16 protein-coding genes and 1 riboswitch are annotated in these 19,316 nt (G+C 63.9%); of the genes, 6 read left to right on the top strand and 10 right to left on the bottom strand.

All coding sequences use genetic code 11. The features are described from left to right. Positions 1-585: a hypothetical protein gene (locus FHW96_RS14710; protein ID WP_172341341.1), complete on the top strand. Its 585-nt coding sequence runs from the start codon at positions 1-3 to the stop codon at positions 583-585. A 53-nt stretch (positions 586-638) separates the two neighbouring features. Here the strand turns inward: FHW96_RS14710 and FHW96_RS14705 are convergent, their stop codons facing one another. Beyond that, entirely contained in the window at positions 639-1,697 is a 1,059-nt protein-coding gene (locus tag FHW96_RS14705) for a hypothetical protein (RefSeq protein ID WP_172341340.1), read from the bottom strand. 66 nt (positions 1,698-1,763) lie between these two features. After that, a complete protein-coding gene (locus FHW96_RS14700) occupies positions 1,764-2,594 on the bottom strand; it encodes a PhzF family phenazine biosynthesis protein (protein ID WP_172341339.1) in 831 nt (276 codons plus the stop codon). A 90-nt stretch (positions 2,595-2,684) separates the two neighbouring features. Here FHW96_RS14700 and FHW96_RS14695 point away from each other — a divergent pair, with 90 nt between their 5' ends. Both FHW96_RS14695 and FHW96_RS14690 read left to right on the top strand, forming a co-directional pair. After that, a complete protein-coding gene (locus FHW96_RS14695) occupies positions 2,685-3,440 on the top strand; it encodes an SDR family oxidoreductase (protein ID WP_172341338.1) in 756 nt (251 codons plus the stop codon). A gap of 76 nt (positions 3,441-3,516) precedes the next feature. Beyond that, entirely contained in the window at positions 3,517-4,728 is a 1,212-nt protein-coding gene (locus tag FHW96_RS14690; RefSeq protein WP_172341337.1) for an argininosuccinate synthase, read from the top strand. Between the two features lie 89 nt (positions 4,729-4,817). Here the strand turns inward: FHW96_RS14690 and FHW96_RS14685 are convergent, their stop codons facing one another. The 8 genes from FHW96_RS14685 to FHW96_RS14650 form a co-directional block, all read right to left on the bottom strand. After that, positions 4,818-5,528 carry a phosphatase PAP2 family protein gene (locus FHW96_RS14685; protein WP_172341336.1) on the bottom strand — a complete coding sequence of 237 codons (711 nt, stop codon included), beginning with the start codon at positions 5,526-5,528 and terminating at the stop codon, positions 4,818-4,820. A 93-nt stretch (positions 5,529-5,621) separates the two neighbouring features. Continuing rightward, positions 5,622-5,897, bottom strand: a complete 276-nt coding sequence (locus FHW96_RS14680) for a hypothetical protein (RefSeq protein ID WP_172341335.1) — start codon at positions 5,895-5,897, stop codon at positions 5,622-5,624. Beyond that, complete coding sequence (gene uvrA, locus FHW96_RS14675) at positions 5,894-8,806, bottom strand: excinuclease ABC subunit UvrA (protein ID WP_172341334.1); 2,913 nt, start codon at positions 8,804-8,806, stop codon at positions 5,894-5,896. The genes FHW96_RS14680 and uvrA overlap by 4 nt, the downstream gene beginning before the upstream one ends. A 70-nt stretch (positions 8,807-8,876) precedes the next feature. Further along, positions 8,877-10,172 (bottom strand): DUF3857 domain-containing protein, encoded by a 1,296-nt coding sequence (locus FHW96_RS14670; RefSeq protein WP_172341333.1) that lies wholly within the window; start codon positions 10,170-10,172, stop codon positions 8,877-8,879. 79 nt (positions 10,173-10,251) lie between these two features. Next, entirely contained in the window at positions 10,252-11,007 is a 756-nt protein-coding gene (locus FHW96_RS14665; RefSeq protein WP_172341472.1) for an ABC transporter ATP-binding protein, read from the bottom strand. Continuing rightward, positions 11,004-11,981, bottom strand: coding sequence for an iron ABC transporter permease (locus FHW96_RS14660; protein WP_172341332.1), 978 nt, complete (start codon positions 11,979-11,981; stop codon positions 11,004-11,006). The genes FHW96_RS14665 and FHW96_RS14660 overlap by 4 nt, the downstream gene beginning before the upstream one ends. Then, a complete protein-coding gene (locus FHW96_RS14655) occupies positions 11,981-12,817 on the bottom strand; it encodes an ABC transporter substrate-binding protein (RefSeq protein ID WP_253950975.1) in 837 nt (278 codons plus the stop codon). Before FHW96_RS14655 ends, FHW96_RS14660 begins: the two co-directional genes overlap by 1 nt. Positions 12,818-12,820: 3 nt before the next feature. Then, positions 12,821-14,668 (bottom strand): TonB-dependent siderophore receptor, encoded by a 1,848-nt coding sequence (locus FHW96_RS14650; RefSeq protein ID WP_172341331.1) that lies wholly within the window; start codon positions 14,666-14,668, stop codon positions 12,821-12,823. 112 nt (positions 14,669-14,780) lie between these two features. After that, a riboswitch (cobalamin riboswitch) is annotated at positions 14,781-14,994 on the bottom strand. Between the two features lie 213 nt (positions 14,995-15,207). Here FHW96_RS14650 and FHW96_RS14645 point away from each other — a divergent pair. The 3 genes from FHW96_RS14645 (at position 15,208) to FHW96_RS14635 (ending at position 19,120) form a co-directional block, all read left to right on the top strand. Then, positions 15,208-16,476 (top strand): cell wall hydrolase, encoded by a 1,269-nt coding sequence (locus FHW96_RS14645; RefSeq protein WP_253950974.1) that lies wholly within the window; start codon positions 15,208-15,210, stop codon positions 16,474-16,476. A gap of 203 nt (positions 16,477-16,679) precedes the next feature. Further along, on the top strand, positions 16,680-17,015 hold the full coding sequence (locus FHW96_RS14640) for a hypothetical protein (RefSeq protein ID WP_172341330.1): 336 nt from the start codon (positions 16,680-16,682) through the stop codon (positions 17,013-17,015). 140 nt (positions 17,016-17,155) lie between these two features. After that, positions 17,156-19,120 carry a bifunctional diguanylate cyclase/phosphodiesterase gene (locus tag FHW96_RS14635; protein ID WP_172341329.1) on the top strand — a complete coding sequence of 655 codons (1,965 nt, stop codon included), beginning with the start codon at positions 17,156-17,158 and terminating at the stop codon, positions 19,118-19,120. Positions 19,121-19,316: the final 196 nt, after the last annotated feature.

Here is a 19,316-nt window from a genome sequence, read left to right as displayed (position 1 = left end):
GTGGGCGTGATCCCGGTTGGCGGATGGATGACCCCGCCCGATATGCTGGCTCTGGCCAGCAGGGTGGGGCATCAACTGGCCAGCGAATGCGAGATCCGCAGCCAGCGCGGCAAGACTTTCCGCGAGGCCTTCATGGCCGCCAGTTTCGCCCAGCATCGCCATGCCGAGGCGGTGCGGCTGCTGCCCGAAACCGGCAAGCCCACGCCCGATTTCGAGATCCGGCTGCATGAGCGTGAACTGGTCTTTGAAAATACCGAGGCGGACAATCCGCTGGTTCATCGCAACACGGCCTATGAGACGACCTGCCGCCAGTTCGAACTGGGCGCGCCCTATGTCTCGCCCACACCAGTAATGATCGCGCCCGATGCCTATGCCGCCGAAATCGCGCGGCTGATCGCCAAGAAATGCGCGAAACGCTATGAGCGCTGCGATGGCCTGCTGATCCGGTCGAACACGACATGGATCGAGGGGCTGGCCGATCCTTCGCTGGCCTGGTGGCAGGATGCCTGCGCGCAAGCGAGCAATCATTTCAACGAGGTCTGGGTGTTCCACCATCGCCGCTTTTTCGCGGTATTTGGCGGATAAGGCCCGCCCCGGCGCGATGCCAGAGCGGGCAGGCCGGAGCGGACCGATGGTCATTACACCGTGGTATAGACCGAGGAAAGGCGCAACAGCGTCTGCGCCGCCGCGCCATTGACGCATCGCACGCGAAACTGGTTCGCGCTGCCAAACGCGCCGGTGATCGCAACGTTCAGGTCAAGCGCCGCCCCGGCCGTCATCGCCCCGCTGGCCACCACCTGCCATGTCGAACCGCTGTCAAGCGACTGATCGATGTAAAGCGTGCCCGCCGCATCCGCGTAGGCGCGCGCCTTGAACCGCGTGGCATAGACAAGCCCGGTGGTGGCCCGGCCCGTGCCGGTATAGGTGGCGCTGGCGGCAAGAGCGGTGGTGCTGTCGGTGTAGCCGGTGTTGTTGAGCGTATAGCCGACCTGTGCGCTCGAGGTCGTCAGGACGGCAGCGGCAATCTGGTCAGCGGCGGCGCGGCTGCGCTTTTGGGTCGCGGCGATGGCAACCGTGCCGCTGCCATAGGTCGATACGCGCGCGCGGACATACGCAGCGGTGGCGATGAAATTGAAAAGACCGGTGGCCGTGGCGGTGGTGACGGGGGCCGCCGTGGTGGCGCTGGCCGGATTGACCGGCAGGACGATCCATGTGGCATTGTCGTTCGATTGTTCAAAAGAAACGGTATTGCTCGTACCGATGCCGGTGATCTGGAAACTGCCTCCGCCAAAACCGGCGGTATTCAGCGTGACGACGGTGGCCGCGCTGGTGGCGCTGCCGTTGGTGGTCGCGCCATCACTGACCGCATCGACCAGCGCGGGGATCGCACCCTGATCGCTGGCCAGCACAACGGGCAGGCTGGCGGCGGCGGGTTTCTGGCCGATGCTGGCGGGCAGTTTCCCCAGCAGGCGCTTAAACAGCGCGATCAGCCCGACGCTGGCCGTATCGGAAGAAGCCGCCGCATCGCCCAGCGCCCCCAGCCCAGCCAGCGCCCCGTCGCCCAGCGCCACCGGCAGCGGATTGCCGGCGGAAACGGTGGCGGCGGTGTTGTCGGCGCTGGCAAAGGCCATGGCATGGGCGGGAGTGAAGGTAGCGGGATAGCTGATCTTGGGATTGGCCACGGGAAACTCCATCATTCCGGGTGAGGATGATGGAGATTTATCCATATAGGTTATTGTAGGAAAGACTTACCTCCAGAAAGCCTAAATCGTCAGATCTGCCCCCGCGCCCACCGCGCGCACCTGTCCGCCAATCCACACACCATCGGCATCGCGTGAAACATAAACCCGGCCATCCGCCCCGGTCATGCGCCCCTGCGACGCGACATAATCGCCCGTGGCCAGACCGCTTTCATACAGATGAAGCGCGGCCCCGGCGTTAAAGCTGCCGGTCACGGGGTCTTCGGCCAGAATGCCGCCGGGTGCGGTGAAAAAGGCGCGGACTTCCCAATCAACGCCCGGCTCGTCAGAAGGCCCGATCAGGCCCAGATCGACCACCCCTTCCGCCGCGATCACCGGCGAAACCGCCAGAACGGCCTGCGCGCTGCGCAGGCGGATCAATTGCCATGGAGGGCCGTTTTCGACATGCACGGCCTCGATCACATCCTCAGGCGCGAGGCGCAATTGCGCCAGAGCGGCGGTGCGTTCAGCCTCGGACAAAGGTCCGCTATGCCGCAGCGGTGGGGCGCGAAAGGCCAGCCCGTCGTCCGTCAAACGCACCGGCACCAGCCCGACCCCGCATTCCTGCATGATCCGCGCGCCCTTGGCCACACCGCCCGCCGCGCGCCAGGCATAGGCGCTGCCCAGCGTAGGGTGGCCGGCAAAGGGCAGTTCGAGCGTGGGGGTAAATATCCGCACCCGATAATCGGCCTCGGGATTCGTGGGGATCAGCAGGAAGGTGGTCTCGGAAAAGCCGATCCAGCGGGCCAGCGACTGCATCGCCGTATCCGACATCCCATCGGCCCCATGCACCACCGCCAGAGGATTGCCCGAAAGCGCACCATTCACAAAGACATCGACCAGATCCAACCGCATCGCCATTTCCTTTCAGAGGCATAGCATAGCGGTTCTTGCGTTCCCCTCAAGCCGGGTTCCCACATCGCGCGCTTTGTGCTTGATGGGGGCATGACCCGGCCTACCCTGCTTATCACCGGCGGCGCCAAGCGTATTGGCGCGCGCATTGCTCATCGTTTTGGCGCGGCGGGATGGCATGTCGTGATCCACTATGGCCAAAGCCGAGCCGATGCCGAGGCATTGGCAGCGCAATTGCCCAGCGCGGAATGTGTGGGATGCGACCTGGCCGATCCGGATGCGGGCGTGGCTATGGTGGAGGCTTTGGCGCAGCGGTTGGGCGACTGGCGCATATTGGTCAATTCGGCCGCGGTGTTCCGCTATGACGACGCACGCGCGATGGACCCGGACGTGTTTGCCGAGGCCATGACCGTCAATGCGCAAACCCCCACCCGCATGGCACAGGCCTTTTTGCGCCATGCCCGCGCGCGCGCCGGTCGCCGGGTGATCGCCATTACCGACATGAAACTGGCCAATCCTAACCCCGATTTTTTCAGTTACACGATGGCCAAACATGCCTTGTCCGCCACGGTGCGGATGCTGGCGATGGGCGCGGCAAAGGCGGATGATCGCATCTACGCCATCGCGCCGGGCGCCATGCTGCCCAGTTTCGACCAGAAGCCGCAGGAGCACGAGACATCGGGCCGGATGAACCTGCTGGGCCGGTTGACAGATCCGGCCGAGATTGCCGATGCCGCGCTTTTTCTTGCCGATGGCTGGCTGGCCAGCGGGGAAACGCTGTTTGTCGATTCCGGTCAGCATCTGCTCGCCCAGCCGCGCGATGTTCTCTATCTGGCGCGGGGCGGATAGACCCCAAACCCTTGCCCCCCGGCCAAGGCCCTGCTAGGCGCGGCGCCAATCTCTTTCTTCCTATGCGGAGCGCCCCATGTCAGACATCAAGCGCGTCGTTCTCGCCTATTCGGGCGGGCTTGACACCTCGGTCATCCTCAAGTGGCTGCAAGTCACCTATAATTGCGAAGTGGTGACCTTCACCGCCGATCTGGGTCAGGGCGAGGAATTGGCCCCCGCCCGCGCCAAGGCCGAGCTGATGGGCGTGAAGCCCGAGCACATCTATATCGACGACCTGCGCGAGGAATTCGTGCGCGATTTCGTCTTCCCGATGATGCGCGCCAATGCCCGCTATGAAGGCGACTATTTGCTGGGCACCTCGATTGCGCGCCCGCTGATTTCCAAGCGTCTGATTGAAATCGCCCGCGAAACCGGCGCCGATGCCGTCTCGCATGGCGCCACCGGCAAGGGCAACGATCAGGTTCGCTTTGAACTGTCGGCCTATGCGCTGGAACCGGGCATCAAGGTCATCGCCCCCTGGCGCGAATGGGACCTGACCAGCCGCACAGCTCTCATCAAGTGGGCCGAAGAGCACCAGATCCCCGTGCCCAAGGACAAGCGCGGCGAAAGCCCGTTCTCGACGGACGCCAACTTGCTGCACACGTCGTCGGAAGGCAAGGTTCTGGAAGATCCTTGGCAGGAAACCCCGGATTACGTCTACTCGCGCACGGTTAACCCCGAGGACGCGCCCGACGCCCCCGAATATATCGAGATCGAATTCGAAAAGGGCGATGGTGTGGCGCTGAACGGCGAAGCGATGTCGCCTGCCACGCTGCTGGCCGCTTTGAACGAACTGGGCCGCAAGCATGGCATCGGCCGCCTCGACCTCGTTGAAAACCGTTTCGTGGGCATGAAGTCGCGCGGCATGTATGAAACGCCGGGCGGCGAAATCTATGCCCGCGCGCATCGCGGCATCGAATCGATCACGCTGGATCGCGGCGCGGCTCATCTCAAGGATGAGATCATGCCCAAGTATGCCGAGCTGATCTACAACGGCTTCTGGTTCAGCCCCGAGCGCGAAATGCTGCAGGCCGCCATCGACCATTCGCAGGCCAAGGTCTCGGGCACGGTGCGGTTGAAGCTCTATAAGGGCGGCGCCTATGTCGTGGGTCGCAAGTCGCCCCATTCGCTATACAGCGAGCGCCACGTGACGTTCGAAGATGACGCGGGCGCCTATGACCAGAAGGACGCCGCCGGCTTCATCAAGCTGAACGCGCTGCGTCTGAAGCTGCTGGCGAACCAGAAGTAAGGTTTGCTGGGACAACCGAAATGAGAATGCCGGGGGCCGCGAGGTCTCCGGCATTTTTGTTATAAAAGGCCTCCGGCGGGCAAACCCCTTTAACGTACCCCCGCCAACTCCCCCCGCGCCGCCGCAACCTGTTCGGCAAGACGCGGATCATTCAGCAAACGCTCGACCACCACCATCGCCACGCCCCGGCTGGCCGAGGTATCGCTGGGATAATGCACCCCGCAAAACCACCGCCCCATCGCATAATCATCGGCCCGCGCGAGCACCGCCTCGGCCCGCTGCGGCGCCAGACGCGCCAGCGCCCAGCCCATCGAATAACCCACGCTGGCATGGCCGCTGGGATAAGAACGCTTGCTCTTACCCGGCTTCACAGCGTTGCAGGTCTGCATAGTGGGGTCGGTCTGATAGGGCCGGGGCCGGGCAAATTCATCCTTGCCCGGACCGATCACCGCATTGGCCTCTTCCTCGATGGTCACCAGCAGGTTCCATGTTGCGGGCAATTGGCGCAGATCGCGGCCCAGCGCAGCGCTGTAGATCGCAGGCGTCTCATCCTCGCCATCGGCGCGGGCACGGGCGATCCGGTCGGCGGGCGTCGCCGCGATCAGGCGGTGAAGGAAATCCAGTTCCTGCCGTGTCATAGCTTCGCCCGGCGGCGGCGCAAAGATCAGGCGCGGCGCGACATCGGCTGGATTAAGGTAATGGATCTGCGGCGGATCGGCCATTTCGCGCAAAGGCGTCCCGGCATAAGCCGCTCCGCCCATCGCCAACAAGCCCAAAAACGCCAGCCTCAAACGCCGCATACCGCCTCCCAAGGAAAGCAGCCCTGCTATCGCCCGGCGATGACAAAATAGGGTCAGAGCCAAAGCAGCGGAGCAAAAACGCGCCGCCCGACCTCATTCCTGCAAATCGCGATAGATCGCCACACCCCACCAGACCCAAATGGCCACACCCAAACCCACGATCACCCCGGATTGCCATTCCGGCTGCGTTGATGGTGCGACAAATCGTATCGTCGCCACGCACCACGCCCACATCGCCACCCAAGGCAACCGCCGCCGCCGTCGCCAGCGCCATCGGGCCGAAGGAAAGGAGAGCATGCCATCAATCTTCGCCCACAACGCCCAATCCATCAACACCAGCAGCGGCAGGAGGGCAACAGCCCAGATCACCGCTTAAGCAACGGCTTAAGATACCCCCCGGTAAAGCTCGCCTTATTGGCGGCCACCTGTTCTGGTGTCCCCTCGGCCACGACCATCCCACCGCGCACGCCGCCCTCGGGCCCCATGTCGATAATCCAGTCGGCAGTCTTGATGACGTCGAGATTATGCTCAATTACCACCACCGAATTGCCCTGATCGACCAGGCGATGCAGCACTTCGAGCAATTTGCGCACGTCCTCGAAATGCAGGCCCGTGGTCGGTTCATCCAGCACATAGAGCGTCTTGCCGGTCGAGCGCCGCGCCAGTTCTTTGGCCAGTTTCACCCGCTGCGCTTCGCCGCCCGACAGGGTCGTAGCCTGTTGCCCCACCTTGACATAGCCCAGCCCAACCTCGTTGAGCATATGCATTCGGTCGCGGATCGGCGGCACATTGGCAAAGAAACTCTCGGCATCCTCAATGGTCATATCCAGCACGTCGGCAATGGAATGGCCCTTGAATTTTACCTCCAAAGTCTCGCGATTATAACGCTTTCCACCGCATTCCTCGCAGGTCACATAAACGTCGGGCAGAAAGTGCATCTCGATCTTGATAAGGCCATCGCCCTGACAGGCCTCACACCGCCCGCCCTTGACGTTGAAGCTGAACCGCCCGGCCTTGTAACCCCGCGCCTGCGCCTCGGGCAGGCCTGCAAACCAGTCGCGGATTTGCCCGAAGGCACCGGTATAGGTCGCCGGATTGGAGCGCGGCGTGCGGCCGATCGGGCTCTGGTCGATCTCGATCACCTTGTCGCAATGCTCAAGACCAACGATCTTGTCATGCGCCCCGGCAATCACCCGCGCCCCATTCAACACGCGGCTGGCGCCCGCCTGCAAAGTATCAAGCGTCAACGTCGATTTGCCCGACCCCGACACACCGGTGACGCAACAGAACGTCCCCAACGGGAACCGCGCCGTCACACCTTTCAGGTTATTCGCCCGCGCATTTTCAACGACAATTGCCTTGCCATTGCCCGGCCTGCGCTCGCTGGGCACCTCGATCCGGCGCTCGCCGGTCAGATATTGCCCGGTGATGCTGTCGGGATTGGCCAGAATATCCTCCAGCGTCCCTTCGGCCACGATGCTGCCGCCATGCACGCCCGCGCCCGGCCCCAAATCGACGATATAATCGGCGGTGCGGATCGCATCCTCGTCATGCTCGACCACGATCACCGTATTGCCCAGATCGCGCAGCCGCTTGAGCGTCTCCAGCAAACGGTCATTGTCGCGCTGATGCAGACCAATAGAGGGTTCGTCGAGCACGTAAAGCACGCCCGACAGACCGCTCCCGATCTGCGAGGCCAGCCTGATGCGCTGGCTTTCCCCGCCCGACAAAGTCCCGCTGGTGCGGTCGAGGTTCAAATAATCCAGGCCGACATTGTTAAGGAAACCAAGCCTTTCGTTGATTTCTTTCAGGATCGCCTTGGCAATCTGGCGCTGCTGATCGGTCAAATGCTCATTCAGCGTCGAAAACCACTCCAGCGCATCCGAAACACTCAGCCGCGTGCGGCTGGAAATATCGCTGTCGGCCACTTTCACACACAGCGCCTCGGGCTTCAAACGCTTGCCCTCACACACTTCGCAAGGCTGCGAGGTCTGGAACTTGCCCAGTTCCTCCTTCATCCACGCGCTTTCGGTCTGCAACATGCGGCGGTTGAGATTGCCGATCACGCCCTCAAACGGCTTGGTGACCGTATAGGCCTTCTTGCCGTCGATAAAGGTCAGCGGCACCGGCGCCTTGCCCGTGCCATAGAGGACGACAATCTTCACCTCGGTCGGCAGATCGGCCCAAGGCGTTTCCAGACTGAACCCGTAATGCCCACCCAGCGAGGCCAGCACCTGCATATAATAGGGCGAAGGCGGGTTCGATTTGGCCCATGGCACCACCGCCCCTTCCTTGATGCTCAACGCCTCGTTCGGCACGACAAGCTGGGGATCAAACAGTAATTTTTCGCCCAGACCATCGCAGGCCGGACACGCCCCCTGCGGCGCGTTGAACGAAAACAGGCGCGGCTCGACCGCCTCCAGCGTGAAACCCGACACCGGACAGGCGAATTTTTCAGAGAACACAATGCGGTTGGCAGGAACTCCGGTCCCCTTCAGCTGCGCGCCCTTTTTCTTCGAACCCGCCGCAACCTCGCCCTCGCGCCCCGGCACCACGCCATCGGCCAGATCGACAAAAGCCAGCCCCTCGGCCAGCTTCAACGCCTGTTCAAACGAATCCGCCAGACGCGATTCGATGCCGGGTTTCACCGCGATACGGTCAACCACCACCTCGATGTCATGCTTAAGCTTCTTGTCGAGCGCAGGCACATCCTCGATCGCCATCAACTCGCCATCGACGCGCAGGCGCGTATAGCCCGCCTTCTGCCACTCGGCGATTTCCTTGCGATATTCTCCCTTTCGCCCGCGCACCGCCGGCGCCAGCAAATAGGCCCGTGTCCCCTCGGGCAGAGCCATCACACGGTCCACCATCTGCGAAACGGTCTGCGCCGCAATCGGCAATCCGGTGGCAGGCGAATAAGGCACCCCCACCCGCGCCCACAGCAGGCGCATATAGTCGTAAATCTCGGTCACCGTGGCCACGGTCGAACGCGGATTGCGGCTGGTGGTTTTCTGCTCAATGGAGATCGCGGGCGACAACCCGTCAATATGCTCGACATCGGGCTTTTGCATCATTTCAAGGAACTGACGCGCATAGGCCGACAGGCTCTCGACATAGCGCCGCTGCCCTTCGGCATAGATCGTGTCAAAAGCCAGCGAGGACTTCCCCGAACCCGACAGGCCGGTGATGACGATCAGACTGTCCCTCGGCAGAGAGATGTCGATGCCTTTGAGATTATGCTCGCGCGCGCCGCGCACAGTGATATGGGTCAGACTCATGGTGGCGGTGTTCCAGATTTGTTCGCGGGATGCAAGCCTCAATCCCCGCTAGACAAAGCCGGTCCGCCGATCAAGTTCCCCTGGGGGCGCGTGCCTTGCCTCTGGCGCTGCGCATGCCGCCCACCGCCTCCAGCCCCGCGCCCATCCGCAGCGGCAAGGCCCAGCCATAGCGCGGCACCGGCATCGCGGCCAGATCGAGCGCCCCGTCTTTCGCGCCCATCTCGGCGGTGGGGTCCAGCCAATAGATGCGCCCGGCGATCTGCGCCCGTACGATCACATGGTCAAACCCGGTCACGCTGGGCAAGCGGCGGTCCATCCCCTCGCCCCCCTGCGTCGCCACCAGCGCGGCCTCGGCCTTGATGCCCAATCCGTCGAGCAGGCCCAGCAACAGCGCCGTCTTGCCCTTGCAATCGGCAAAGCCTCGCAGCCATACCTGATCGGCCGGCATAGGTTTCAGATTGCCCTGCCCCAGCCCGACATAAAGATAGCGCACATCGCGCCGCGCAATGGCCAACGCCATCCCGGCCTGCGCCAGAGGATCGCTGCTGGCCGCGCGAATATCGGCAATTTGCCCGCGCAGGGGCGAATCAGGCCCCACCCGCCGCGCCGCATCAAACAAGGGCGCAAACACTCCCGCCACATCGGCCCATTGCGCAAAATCCGACAGTTCCAGCACCCGCACCGCCTTGCTCTCGGCCAGGGCATCGGTGACCATCGCCACCCGGCCCGGCCCACGCTCCAGCGCGGCGGGCAGGTTTTCGGCTGCCACCCCCATCGGCCGGGCCCCATCCCATCGCGCCGCCAGCGCAAGCCGGTCGATCACCCCATGGCTGCCCGCATCAAGCGACACCTCGTGATGCCCGCCCAGCAATGGCTCGGTGCGGTCGATAGTCCATGCGATCTCAATCACATCGCCCACCGCCATGCCTGCAATCGGCAGGCCCAGCGAACGCTGTCCGTCCACACGCAAACCACCAAGGTTGCTGCCCTTATGCGCCAGCACCTCCTGCACCGAGGGCAACAGATCATTACTGCGATTGCCCCGCGTCAGGCGAAAGGCGTGGATGGTCAGCCGGTCGGTCTCGGGCCGCCATTGCACCGACAGGCGGGTCATGCCCTGAATCCCCTCCGGCTGGTCAATGCGCAGGATGCGGCGCTGATAGAAACTTGTCGTACCCCCGTGAAACCACACCTGCTGATCCTGCATCACCATATGCAGCGGGGCCGCTCCGGCCGGTTGCACCATGGCGGGCATGGCGACCGGGACGACCCACACAGGCGCGACATCGGCGCGCGGCAATTCATCGGCGCGCAGCGGCCCGGCCAGCAGAGCCATCAAGGCGAGGAAAGGCAAACCCTTGTTCATGGCGCCAAGACAACCGCAAACCGCGCGCCATGTCCATTCGGTTAACCCGCAATTTGCCCGGCCGTTCCCATTTGGCACATTACAGGCTGAGCGCCCGCGCGCCCTCCGGCCCCAGCCAGCGCCCCGTTACGCCCCAGACGCGCGCGATCACCTCCTCGCTTAACGCCTCCCCCGGCGCACCTTCCGCCACCACCCGGCCCCTCTCCATCACCACCACGCGGTCGGCATGGTTCATCGCCATGGCCAGATCATGCAGCACAAGGCACACACCAACGCCCTGCGCGGCCTGCTGCCGCAGAGCCGTCAACAGGCGCAGCCCATGGCCCAGATCGAGGCTGGCCAGGGGTTCATCGGCCAGCACCCAGCGCGGACGCCCGGCCAGCACCCGGGCCAGCAAGGCCCTCGCCCGCTCGCCGCCCGACAGGCGCGAAAGCGGGCGATCGATCAGATGGTCAAGATCCATCGCCGCAATCGCCTGCGCCACGGCCTCGCGATCCTGCGCGCCATCGGCATGGGCGCGGTGCAGGGGCGCGGCCTGCCACGGCAAACGGCCCAATTCGACCAGCGTGCCAACGCCCACATCCCACGCCGCCTCGCCCCCCTGCGGCAGATAGCCGAGCAGTCGTGCCCTTTCGCGCGGAGGCATAGCGGGCAAATCCTGCCCATCGAGCGACAAGGCTCCCGACACCGGCAAAACCCCCGCCATGGCCGAAACAAGGCTGGATTTGCCCGCGCCGTTGGGGCCGCAGATAGCCGTCACCTGCCCCGGCGAAAGGTCGAGGGAAACATCGCCCAGCCGCCCGGCCAGCGTCAGATTGCGCGCGCAAAGCATCATCGCCACACCCCGTCTCTCATCCGCCACAGCAGCGCCAGAAAGAAAGGAGCGCCCAGCAAAGACAGTGCGATCCCCAGCCGCAATTCGCCCCCCACCAGCGGAAAGATGCGGCATAAACTGTCCCCCAGCACCAGCAGCAAGGCCCCGCCCAGCGCCGAAGGCACGATCAGCGAAGAAGGTCGCCGGTCGGTAAAGGGCCGCAGCAGATGCGGCACCACAAGGCCGACAAAGCCGATGATCCCGGCCACCGCCACGCTGCCCCCCACCGTGCATCCCACGCCAAGGATCAGCAAAGCCTGCAACCGGCGCGGATCAACGCCCAGTGAGCGCGCCGCCGCCTCGCCCAGCGTGAGCGCATCGAGCGAGCGGCCCGCCGCCACGAACGCCCCCAGCCCGATCAGCATCAGCGGCGCGGCGATCCACACCTCATGCCACGAGCGATCCGCCAGCGCCCCCATCAGCCATGTCACGATTTCCGAGAGGGCAAAGGGTGAAGGCGAAAGGCTGATGGCAAGGCTCATCAAGGCGCCCGACAGGCTGGCGATCATCATACCCGCCAGCGTGAACAGCGCCACGCCCCCCGACGAACGCCCCGCGATCAGCCCCAGCAGCGCCATGGCCCCGCCAGCGCCCACCAGCGCAAAGACCGGCAGCGCCCAAGGCCCCAGCGCAACGCCATAAGACCCCAGCCAGATGCTGAGCACCGCCCCCAGCGCCGCGCTGGGCGCAATGCCGAACAGGCCCGGATCGGCCAGAGGATTGCGCAAATAAGCCTGCATCGCCGCGCCCGCCGCCCCCAGCCCGCCGCCCGCCAGCACGGCCAACACGCTGCGCGGCAGGCGCAATTGCATCAGAATCAGGCCCGCGCCCGGCACATCGGGATGGAACGGATCAATCCAAACCCGCCCTGCCAGCAAGGATACCGCAAAAACCAGCACCAGCGCGCCGAAAAGACTGGCGTTCAACCGCGTCATCAATGGACCTCCCGGCGGATGTGCGCCAGCCTTTGCGCAGCGCGGATGATGGTGGGCCCGCCGCAATATTCAAGCCCGGCGTCAAAATCGAAACGCTGCATCGCGGGCAGATGCGCCAGCACCGGATGGTCCAGCACCCGCCGCCCTTCGCGCCCGCCATCGGCGTCGCCATGGCCGATCACCAGCAACACACGCGGCGGATCGACCACCATGCGTTCAAGCGGCATGAATTGCGACTGCCCCATGCCCCGGATCGCGGCAAAGGGCGTGAAACCGGTACGGCGCAGCAGGTCGGACACCAAAGTCTCTCCCCCCACGACCAGCCCGCCGCCATGCCATATCAGCGCAGGCAAGGGTTTGGCGCCCGGCGGCGGCGCGGCCTCGCGCATCGCCCGGTCGATCCGTGCGATCATCGCCTCGCCCCGCTCGGGGTGGCCCAGCAGGGCGGCCATGCGGCGGATCTGCGCCTCGCTCTCCTCCACCGTGGAGGCCATGGAAAACTCCTCCAGCCGCAGACCCATGCGCGCATAGGCCGCGCGCGTGGCAGCCGGGGTAAAGCTGCCCGAAACCACCAGCGATGGCTGGGAGGCGATCACCTCCTCCATCGCGCCACGGGTGAAGGGATAGGCCCGCGCCCGCGCCACATCCATCGAGCTTTGCGCCGGATCGCGGCTATAGGAGGAGAGCGCGCCGACCTGATCGCGGTCGGCCAGTTCGACCAGCAGCGCATCTGTGCAAGGGTTGAGGCTGATGATGCGGGAGGGCTGAACCTTGGGCGCAGCGGGAGCACAAGCTCCCACCAACATGGCGCCAAGCAGGACCAGCCCCCCGCGCATCCGTTACAGCTTTGCCCGCAGGCCCAGCGCTGCGGTGCGGCCATAGGAATTGTAATCCTTGACCACCGCATAGCGCTCATTCGTCAGGTTTTCGATGCGGCCGAAGATTTCCGCATGATCGCCCACCGGAATGCTGGCGCGCAGGCCAAACAAGGCATAGCCCGCCAGACGGTTGCTGTTGGCCGCATTGTCAAAGCTGGACGAGACGACGCGAATGTCGCCGCCGATGGCAAGGCCCGCCAACGGCGTTTTCCAATCGGCCGACCAGGTGACCATATGGCGCGGACGGCGGGCCAGATCCTTGCCCAGCGCGCTGCTGCCGGCGGTCTGGTTGGTGCTCTTCACGAAAGTGTAGAGCGCACGCAGTTGCAGCGCCTCGACCGGACGCAGGCCCGCTTCGAATTCCAGACCCTCGGCCCGCGTGCGGCCCAGATTGGCATAGGTCGAGGTGGACAGGTCATAGTCGATCTGGTTGTTGGTGTCGCGGTGGAACCATGTGACGGCGCCATAGAGTTTGCCGTTGCGGTCGCCCTTTTCAAGGCCCACGTCATAGGACTTGCTGGTTTCGGCCTTCAGCGTCTTGCTGCCTGAATAGGGGTCGAAGAGCTGATAGAGCGTGGGGGCGCGGAAGCCTTCGCCATAGGAGGCACGCAGGCGCACGTCCGCGATCAGATTGTACGAGCCGTTCGCGCCGAAGCTGGTGTGGGTGCCAAAGGTGGAATGGCTGTCCACGCGAAGGCCGCCCGACAGGCTCAGCCCAAACGCCCGCCAGCCCAGCAGGCCATAGCCGCTGGCGATATTGGCATCATTTTCAGGGCCGGGGGTGAAATAATAATTGCGCGCATGGTTCCACATCGCCTCGCCGCCCACATCGGCAGCAAAGAAATAGGGCAGATCAACATGGGCCGCGCCATCGATACGCGTGCTGCGGCCCAGATAGGAGCTGTATTCGGTGGCCTGAACCGTGGGATCGATATAGCCCCGGCGCAGCGAGGACTGGCTGATGCCCAGACGCGCCGAATAGGTCTCAGCCGCATATTCCAGACCCACGCGGCCCGAAACCTGCTCGCTCGACTGCTGCTCGCCACGGTTCACATAGCCCAGCGACCAGTCATAGGAATCGACGCCCACCTTGCCCTCGGCATAGCGCGCCGCGGCCACAAGGTTCAGCCCCTGCGCCAGACGCAGGCGGGCGCGGGTGGACAGGCGGGTCTGGTGGAAGCCATTGGCGCGCGTGTCGGTGATGCGGGTGGGGATGCCGTCGGTGCTGAGATATCCGCCGTTGAGCGTGATGGCATAGGCATCGCGGGCAACGCCCAGCGTCGCGCCCGCGTCAAAGGTGTTGTTGCTGCCGCCTTCGAAATTCAGCTCTGCGCCATTGATCTCCCGGCTGGTGATGGCGATCACGCCGCCGATGGCATTGCTGCCCCACACCACGCTGTTCGATCCGCGCAGCAGTTCGATGCTGCCGACGCCCCCGCTGACGAGATTGGCGAAATCATAGCCGCCCGAAGGGGCCGCCGTGTCCTCGACCTTCACCCCGTCGATCATCACAAGGGTCTGTTCGGAATTGGCGCCGCGCACGAAAAAACTGGTGGTGGCCCCAAGGCCCCCGGCGCGGGCAAAGGATACGCCCGGCAGGCGGGTCAGCACGCGGGTCAGGTCCGGCCCCTGGATCGACTGGATCTCGGCCAGATCAACGACGCTGATCGACTGCCCGGTCTGGTCGACCGGCTGGCTGTGGCCGGTGGCCAGAACGGTGATCGCACCATCATCCTCGGCGGCCAAGACGGGCGCGGACAGGGCCAGCGCCACCAGCGACGAAGCGGCGGCAAAATAACGAATCTTCATAATGCTTCCCTCACGAAGGCATCTTGCCGTTCGTGGCGGGAGAGGCCGCCCCAGGCGCCCCTTGCGCATGGAAACAGACGGCATCGCGCTGCATCCGGTCTTCCCCGCCCGGCGCTGAACGACCACCACCGGCAGGTCTCCTGGCTATCCGGGGTCATCGCGTATCCGCCGCCTTCCCAGACCTGATCGGCCCAGTGGCATATGGCAGTACGCTCGCCCGGAAACAGTTGCGGGGGCAGCTTTGCATCTCTCACTGACAAGGCAATGAGAGGCAAATTCCCTTTTCAGCCCCCCTTGCAGGAGGCACCGTTGGCGTGGCTCGCGCCCTAGCCTCACATGGCGCGGGGTGCAAGGGGCAGGACAAGCACGCGGCAAGGCGGAAGGCTTTTTTAAGCATGATCAGGCGGGCCAAATTAAGGCATTAAGGATTATCCGCCCCATCAGTGCCGCAATGAGACGGCCCCAATTCGGCAGGTGCAGCCGCGGCGATTGTGTGTTCTGCCATGATCGCCCGCTTTGCCAAAGGCCGAGAAGTCAGGATGAACAACCCGCGTGCCGCTCTTGCGTTCGATGCCCAATTTGCCCCCCTGCCCGCGCGCGATCAAGGAACGCCGCAGCAATACGCGCGCCTGCGCCGGGGCAATGGCATGAAGATCAACGGCCTGCTGAACGCCGATCTGCGCCGCGCCACAATGCAGCGGTTGCTGGCGGTGATCTGTGCGCTGCTGGCGATGCTGGCGGTGCAGGCCTGGCGCGGGCAAGGCACCGGTGCGCTGGCGCTGGCGGCCACCACCGCCCATGACGAGACCGATCCGGTCGATGGCCAGAGCAGCACGGCCCCGATGCCCTTTGAACAGCCGGGCGACAGTTGGCCGGGCGCGGCCTATTATTATGTCAGCCGCGAAGTCGAACAACCGGCCCCCGCGACCGGATGGCGCGGGGCGCTGGCCGCAATTGCGCCGGGGCTGCATTGGGATGGCGGCGCGGCGGCGCAGGCCGATGATGACACGCCCCTGCCCGGCTCCGGCCCTGCGGCGCGGGCGCTGTCGGGTCTGGCCAATGCGGTGGACCGCGAACGTGCGCTCTCCTGCCTGACGGCGGCGGTTTATTACGAGGCCGCCAGCGAACCCGACGATGGCCAGCGCGCCGTGGCGCAGGTTGTGCTGAACCGCATGGCCCATCCCGCCTATCCCAAAAGCGTGTGCGGCGTTGTGTTTCAGGGTTCCGAACGCGCCACCGGGTGCCAGTTCACCTTTACCTGCGACGGCGCGCTGATGCGCAAGCCCAGCCGCTATTTCTGGAGCCGCGCCGAAACCGTGGCCCGCGCAGCGCTCGCCGGTTATGTCTATGCGCCGGTCGGCCTTGCCACCCACTATCATACCTTTGCCGTCCACCCCTATTGGGCCGACAGTCTGAATTTCATCGGCCAGATCGGCGCGCATCGCTTTTATCGTATGCATGGTCCGGCGGGCGACACCGGCGCTTTCCGTTTCGTTCACACGATGAGCGAGCCCTTGCCCGTGCCGCATCAGCGTGTGGCCTTTGCAAATCGCGAACTGGTGGATGACCCCATCGCCATCGAGCGCGCTTATGCCGCCAAAATGGGCCAGACGATCAGCGCTGCGCCCCATGGTGGCGCGCCGGTTGCCTCTCCCTCGGCCGGCTATGCCAATGCCGCGCCTCAATATACCGCCGAAGCCCTGCGCCATGGCGGCGAAAGCGCCTATCGCGCGGCCATTTTGCCCGGCAGCGACAATGTGCGCCCCGAATATCAGAACAGCGGCCGCTGGATCGGCGATCCTCAGTAAACCCTGTTTTCCCCGCCAAGCCCGCCCCGGCCCACCGTTTTCATAGCGGCGCGGCGGTATGTTTTAACGTTCCTGTATCCCGGTTGGGGGTAAACTCGGTTAACCCAAGGCAAGCATATGATAACCAAGGCAACATACGAAGGCTTAGCCCGGCTGTGCTAAACCCGTGCCGGATTCAAGACAAGATTGAGGAATTTTCAGGCATGTCGATCCGATTTGCAGCGGCAGGCGCTGGTGAATGCGGCGCGGTGGCGCGCGTGTTGCGCCGCCCCCGACTGCGCGCTCCGGCCAACGACCATGACAATCAGGCTGAGAGCGACACCATGCTCCATGACGCTCTGCAACACTTCGCCCGCCATGGACTGGGCGCGGCGGAACGGGCGCGCAACATCGCCCTGCGCGCCTTTTTCGAAGGCAACCGCGAACAATACCGTCACTGGCTGGGCATCTGCCGCAAGCTGGACCGGCAAATGGCCAACCGGCTGGCCACCGCGCACCGCGCGGTGGAGGAATTCGAACCGTTGGTCCTGCCCGAATGAGGCCCGATGGCTCTCATGCTAAAATTTGTACAAATGCGACAAAGGTCGCAGAGTGTAGCTCGGCGTTAACCAATCTGTGACGAGTTCTCCCTAGGCTGACCTTGTCCAACGGGAGTTGTCCGATCCGTCCTTTATTCGACATGTTGCGGGTTTTGTTCAAAACCCATGCTGCTGATGACCGGGCAAGAGCCATTCTGGTCACCACGCTTTATACGCAACCGTCGTCTCTGGCGATTGGCGCGCTGTGCGGGATACTGACCAGCGCAACCGCCGCGATTGAATCGGGCCATCGCGAAATCACCGTGGCGGCATGGGTGATGTCGGCCATAGCGTTGATGCGCGTGGCCAGCGCGACGATTCTGCCCCGATGGATGGGCAACAAGCCGCGCGCGCTTGAAATCATTTATGAATTGGGCGCGTTTTCCTATTCGATCATGGCCGGGCTGATTGCGGCCCTGACGTTTTTCCATTCCGTACCGGGACCCGTGCGCACGCTGATGGTGGGCAATGCGATTGCTTATTCGGTGGGGATTGCCGCGCGCAATGCCGGGCGGCCTGCGATTGCCATCGGGCAATTGTCGCTGGCGCTGCTGCCCGTGATCGTGGCGGCCGGAATGCAGGAGGATCTGGCAAGCCGGTTGCTGGCCTTTACGCTGTTCCTTGTGCTGCCCGCGATGATGTCGATTACGCTTAACGTGTTCCGCACCTTGCGCGATTCGATTTCCAGCGCGGAAACCAGCCAGCGCCTTGCCGAAAAGATGCAGCATCTGGCGCGCACCGATATTGTTACCGGATTGCTCAACCGTGCGGGGCTCAATCACCATCTGGTCGAACGCCTTGTGGCGATCCCGGAAGGTAACAAGCTGGCGATCCTGTGGCTCGACCTCGACCGGTTCAAGGAAATCAACGACACACTGGGCCATCAGGTGGGCGACCGCTGCCTTGTTGAAGTGGCCGCGCGGCTGCGCCGCAGCGCGCCGGTGGGCGCGGGTATCGGTCGGTTTGGCGGCGACGAATTCATCATCGCCTTTGAAGCGGGGCCCGAAACCGATATCCAGTCGATTGCCGATGCGATCCTGACCGACATCCTGCGTCCGCTGCGCATCGATGATGACCGGCTGGAAATCGGCTGCTCAATCGGCATCGCGATCCTGCCCGAACATGGCACTGATCTGGAAGCCGTGCTGCAAGGGGCCGATCTGGCGCTCAACCATGCCAAGTTGAATGGCCGCAAGCAGATCGTCAGCTTCAACCCTTCAATGACGCGCGACCTGATCCGTCGCAAGGAGATTGAGGCCGAGCTGCGCCTTGCCCTGCAACGCGACGAGCTTTCGGTTCATTTCCAGCCGCTGGTCGATCTGGAAACCGGGCGCATTCGGGCGTTCGAGGCGCTGGTGCGCTGGTTCCACCCGGAAAAGGGCGAATTGCGCCCCGACGAATTCATCCCCGTGGCCGAGGAAAGCGGAGCGATCATCACACTGGGCAACTGGATCACGGCCAAGGCGGCCCGCGTTGCCGCCGAATGGCCCGATGATGTTACACTGGCGGTCAATCTCTCACCGCTTCAGATCCGGGCGCCGGGCGCGGCGCTGGGCATCCTCAATGCTCTGCGCGAGGCGAAATTGCCGCCCAGCCGCCTTGAGCTGGAAATCACCGAAACCACGCTGCTTGACCACAGCCCCAATACCTCGGCCTTCATCAACGAGCTGGCCGGGGCCGGCGTGCGTTTTGCTCTGGACGATTTCGGCACCGGCTATTCGTCCCTCGGTTATCTTGACCGCTACCCATTCAAGAAGATCAAGATCGACCGCAGCTTCATCTCGGGCCTGAGCGCCGGGACCACCAGCCATGCGATCATTTGCGCGGTGGCAGCGATGGGCAAGACGTTGGGGATGGAAATCGTGGCCGAGGGGCTGGAAACGCTGGAACAGGTGCAGGCGGTGCGCGACACCGGTTGTACGCTGGGTCAGGGTTGGTATTTCAGCCGCGCCGTGCCTGACTATCTGGCGGCGATGCTGTTGGCACAGGAGCGCCGCCGGATCGGGACGGACGCCCCGCCCGCGACTCCGGAACAAGACTCTCCTCTGCTTCGCAAGCTTGCCTGAACGCTTCGTTCATCCCGGATGGTTACGTATGCCAAACCGGATATAGCATAGCCTTGCCAATTTTATAGCCATATAGGTTATCAAGCAAAGCCTTTCCGCTATTGCGAATTAGTCGCGCAAACTCTTTCGTCTTATATGCTTTTCCCGCCTTGCAAAGCAGCAAAGACAGGAATAGGGCCACCCCCAATTCGGTTAA

Origin of the sequence: Novosphingobium sp. SG751A, assembly GCF_013149295.1 — a bacterium.
Taxonomy (GTDB): Bacteria; Pseudomonadota; Alphaproteobacteria; order Sphingomonadales; family Sphingomonadaceae; genus Novosphingobium.
Note: the sequence above shows the minus strand (reverse complement) of the source record. Positions and strands in the feature narration are given on the sequence as shown.

Excerpts from the sequence above, each read along its gene's own strand:
- FHW96_RS14705 (WP_172341340.1), bottom strand. The coding sequence starts at position 1,697 with ATGATGGAGTTTCCCGTGGCCAATCCCAAGATCAGCTATCCCGCTACC.
- FHW96_RS14670 (WP_172341333.1), bottom strand. The coding sequence starts at position 10,172 with ATGAACAAGGGTTTGCCTTTCCTCGCCTTGATGGCTCTGCTGGCCGGG.
- FHW96_RS14645 (WP_253950974.1), top strand. The coding sequence starts at position 15,208 with ATGAACAACCCGCGTGCCGCTCTTGCGTTCGATGCCCAATTTGCCCCC.
- FHW96_RS14635 (WP_172341329.1), top strand. The coding sequence starts at position 17,156 with ATGTTGCGGGTTTTGTTCAAAACCCATGCTGCTGATGACCGGGCAAGA.
- FHW96_RS14695 (WP_172341338.1), top strand. The coding sequence starts at position 2,685 with ATGACCCGGCCTACCCTGCTTATCACCGGCGGCGCCAAGCGTATTGGC.
- FHW96_RS14660 (WP_172341332.1), bottom strand. The coding sequence starts at position 11,981 with ATGACGCGGTTGAACGCCAGTCTTTTCGGCGCGCTGGTGCTGGTTTTT.
- FHW96_RS14700 (WP_172341339.1), bottom strand. The coding sequence starts at position 2,594 with ATGCGGTTGGATCTGGTCGATGTCTTTGTGAATGGTGCGCTTTCGGGC.
- FHW96_RS14650 (WP_172341331.1), bottom strand. The coding sequence starts at position 14,668 with ATGAAGATTCGTTATTTTGCCGCCGCTTCGTCGCTGGTGGCGCTGGCC.
- uvrA (WP_172341334.1), bottom strand. The coding sequence starts at position 8,806 with ATGAGTCTGACCCATATCACTGTGCGCGGCGCGCGCGAGCATAATCTC.
- FHW96_RS14665 (WP_172341472.1), bottom strand. The coding sequence starts at position 11,007 with ATGATGCTTTGCGCGCGCAATCTGACGCTGGCCGGGCGGCTGGGCGAT.
- FHW96_RS14690 (WP_172341337.1), top strand. The coding sequence starts at position 3,517 with ATGTCAGACATCAAGCGCGTCGTTCTCGCCTATTCGGGCGGGCTTGAC.
- FHW96_RS14640 (WP_172341330.1), top strand. The coding sequence starts at position 16,680 with ATGTCGATCCGATTTGCAGCGGCAGGCGCTGGTGAATGCGGCGCGGTG.
- FHW96_RS14685 (WP_172341336.1), bottom strand. The coding sequence starts at position 5,528 with ATGCGGCGTTTGAGGCTGGCGTTTTTGGGCTTGTTGGCGATGGGCGGA.
- FHW96_RS14655 (WP_253950975.1), bottom strand. The coding sequence starts at position 12,817 with ATGCGCGGGGGGCTGGTCCTGCTTGGCGCCATGTTGGTGGGAGCTTGT.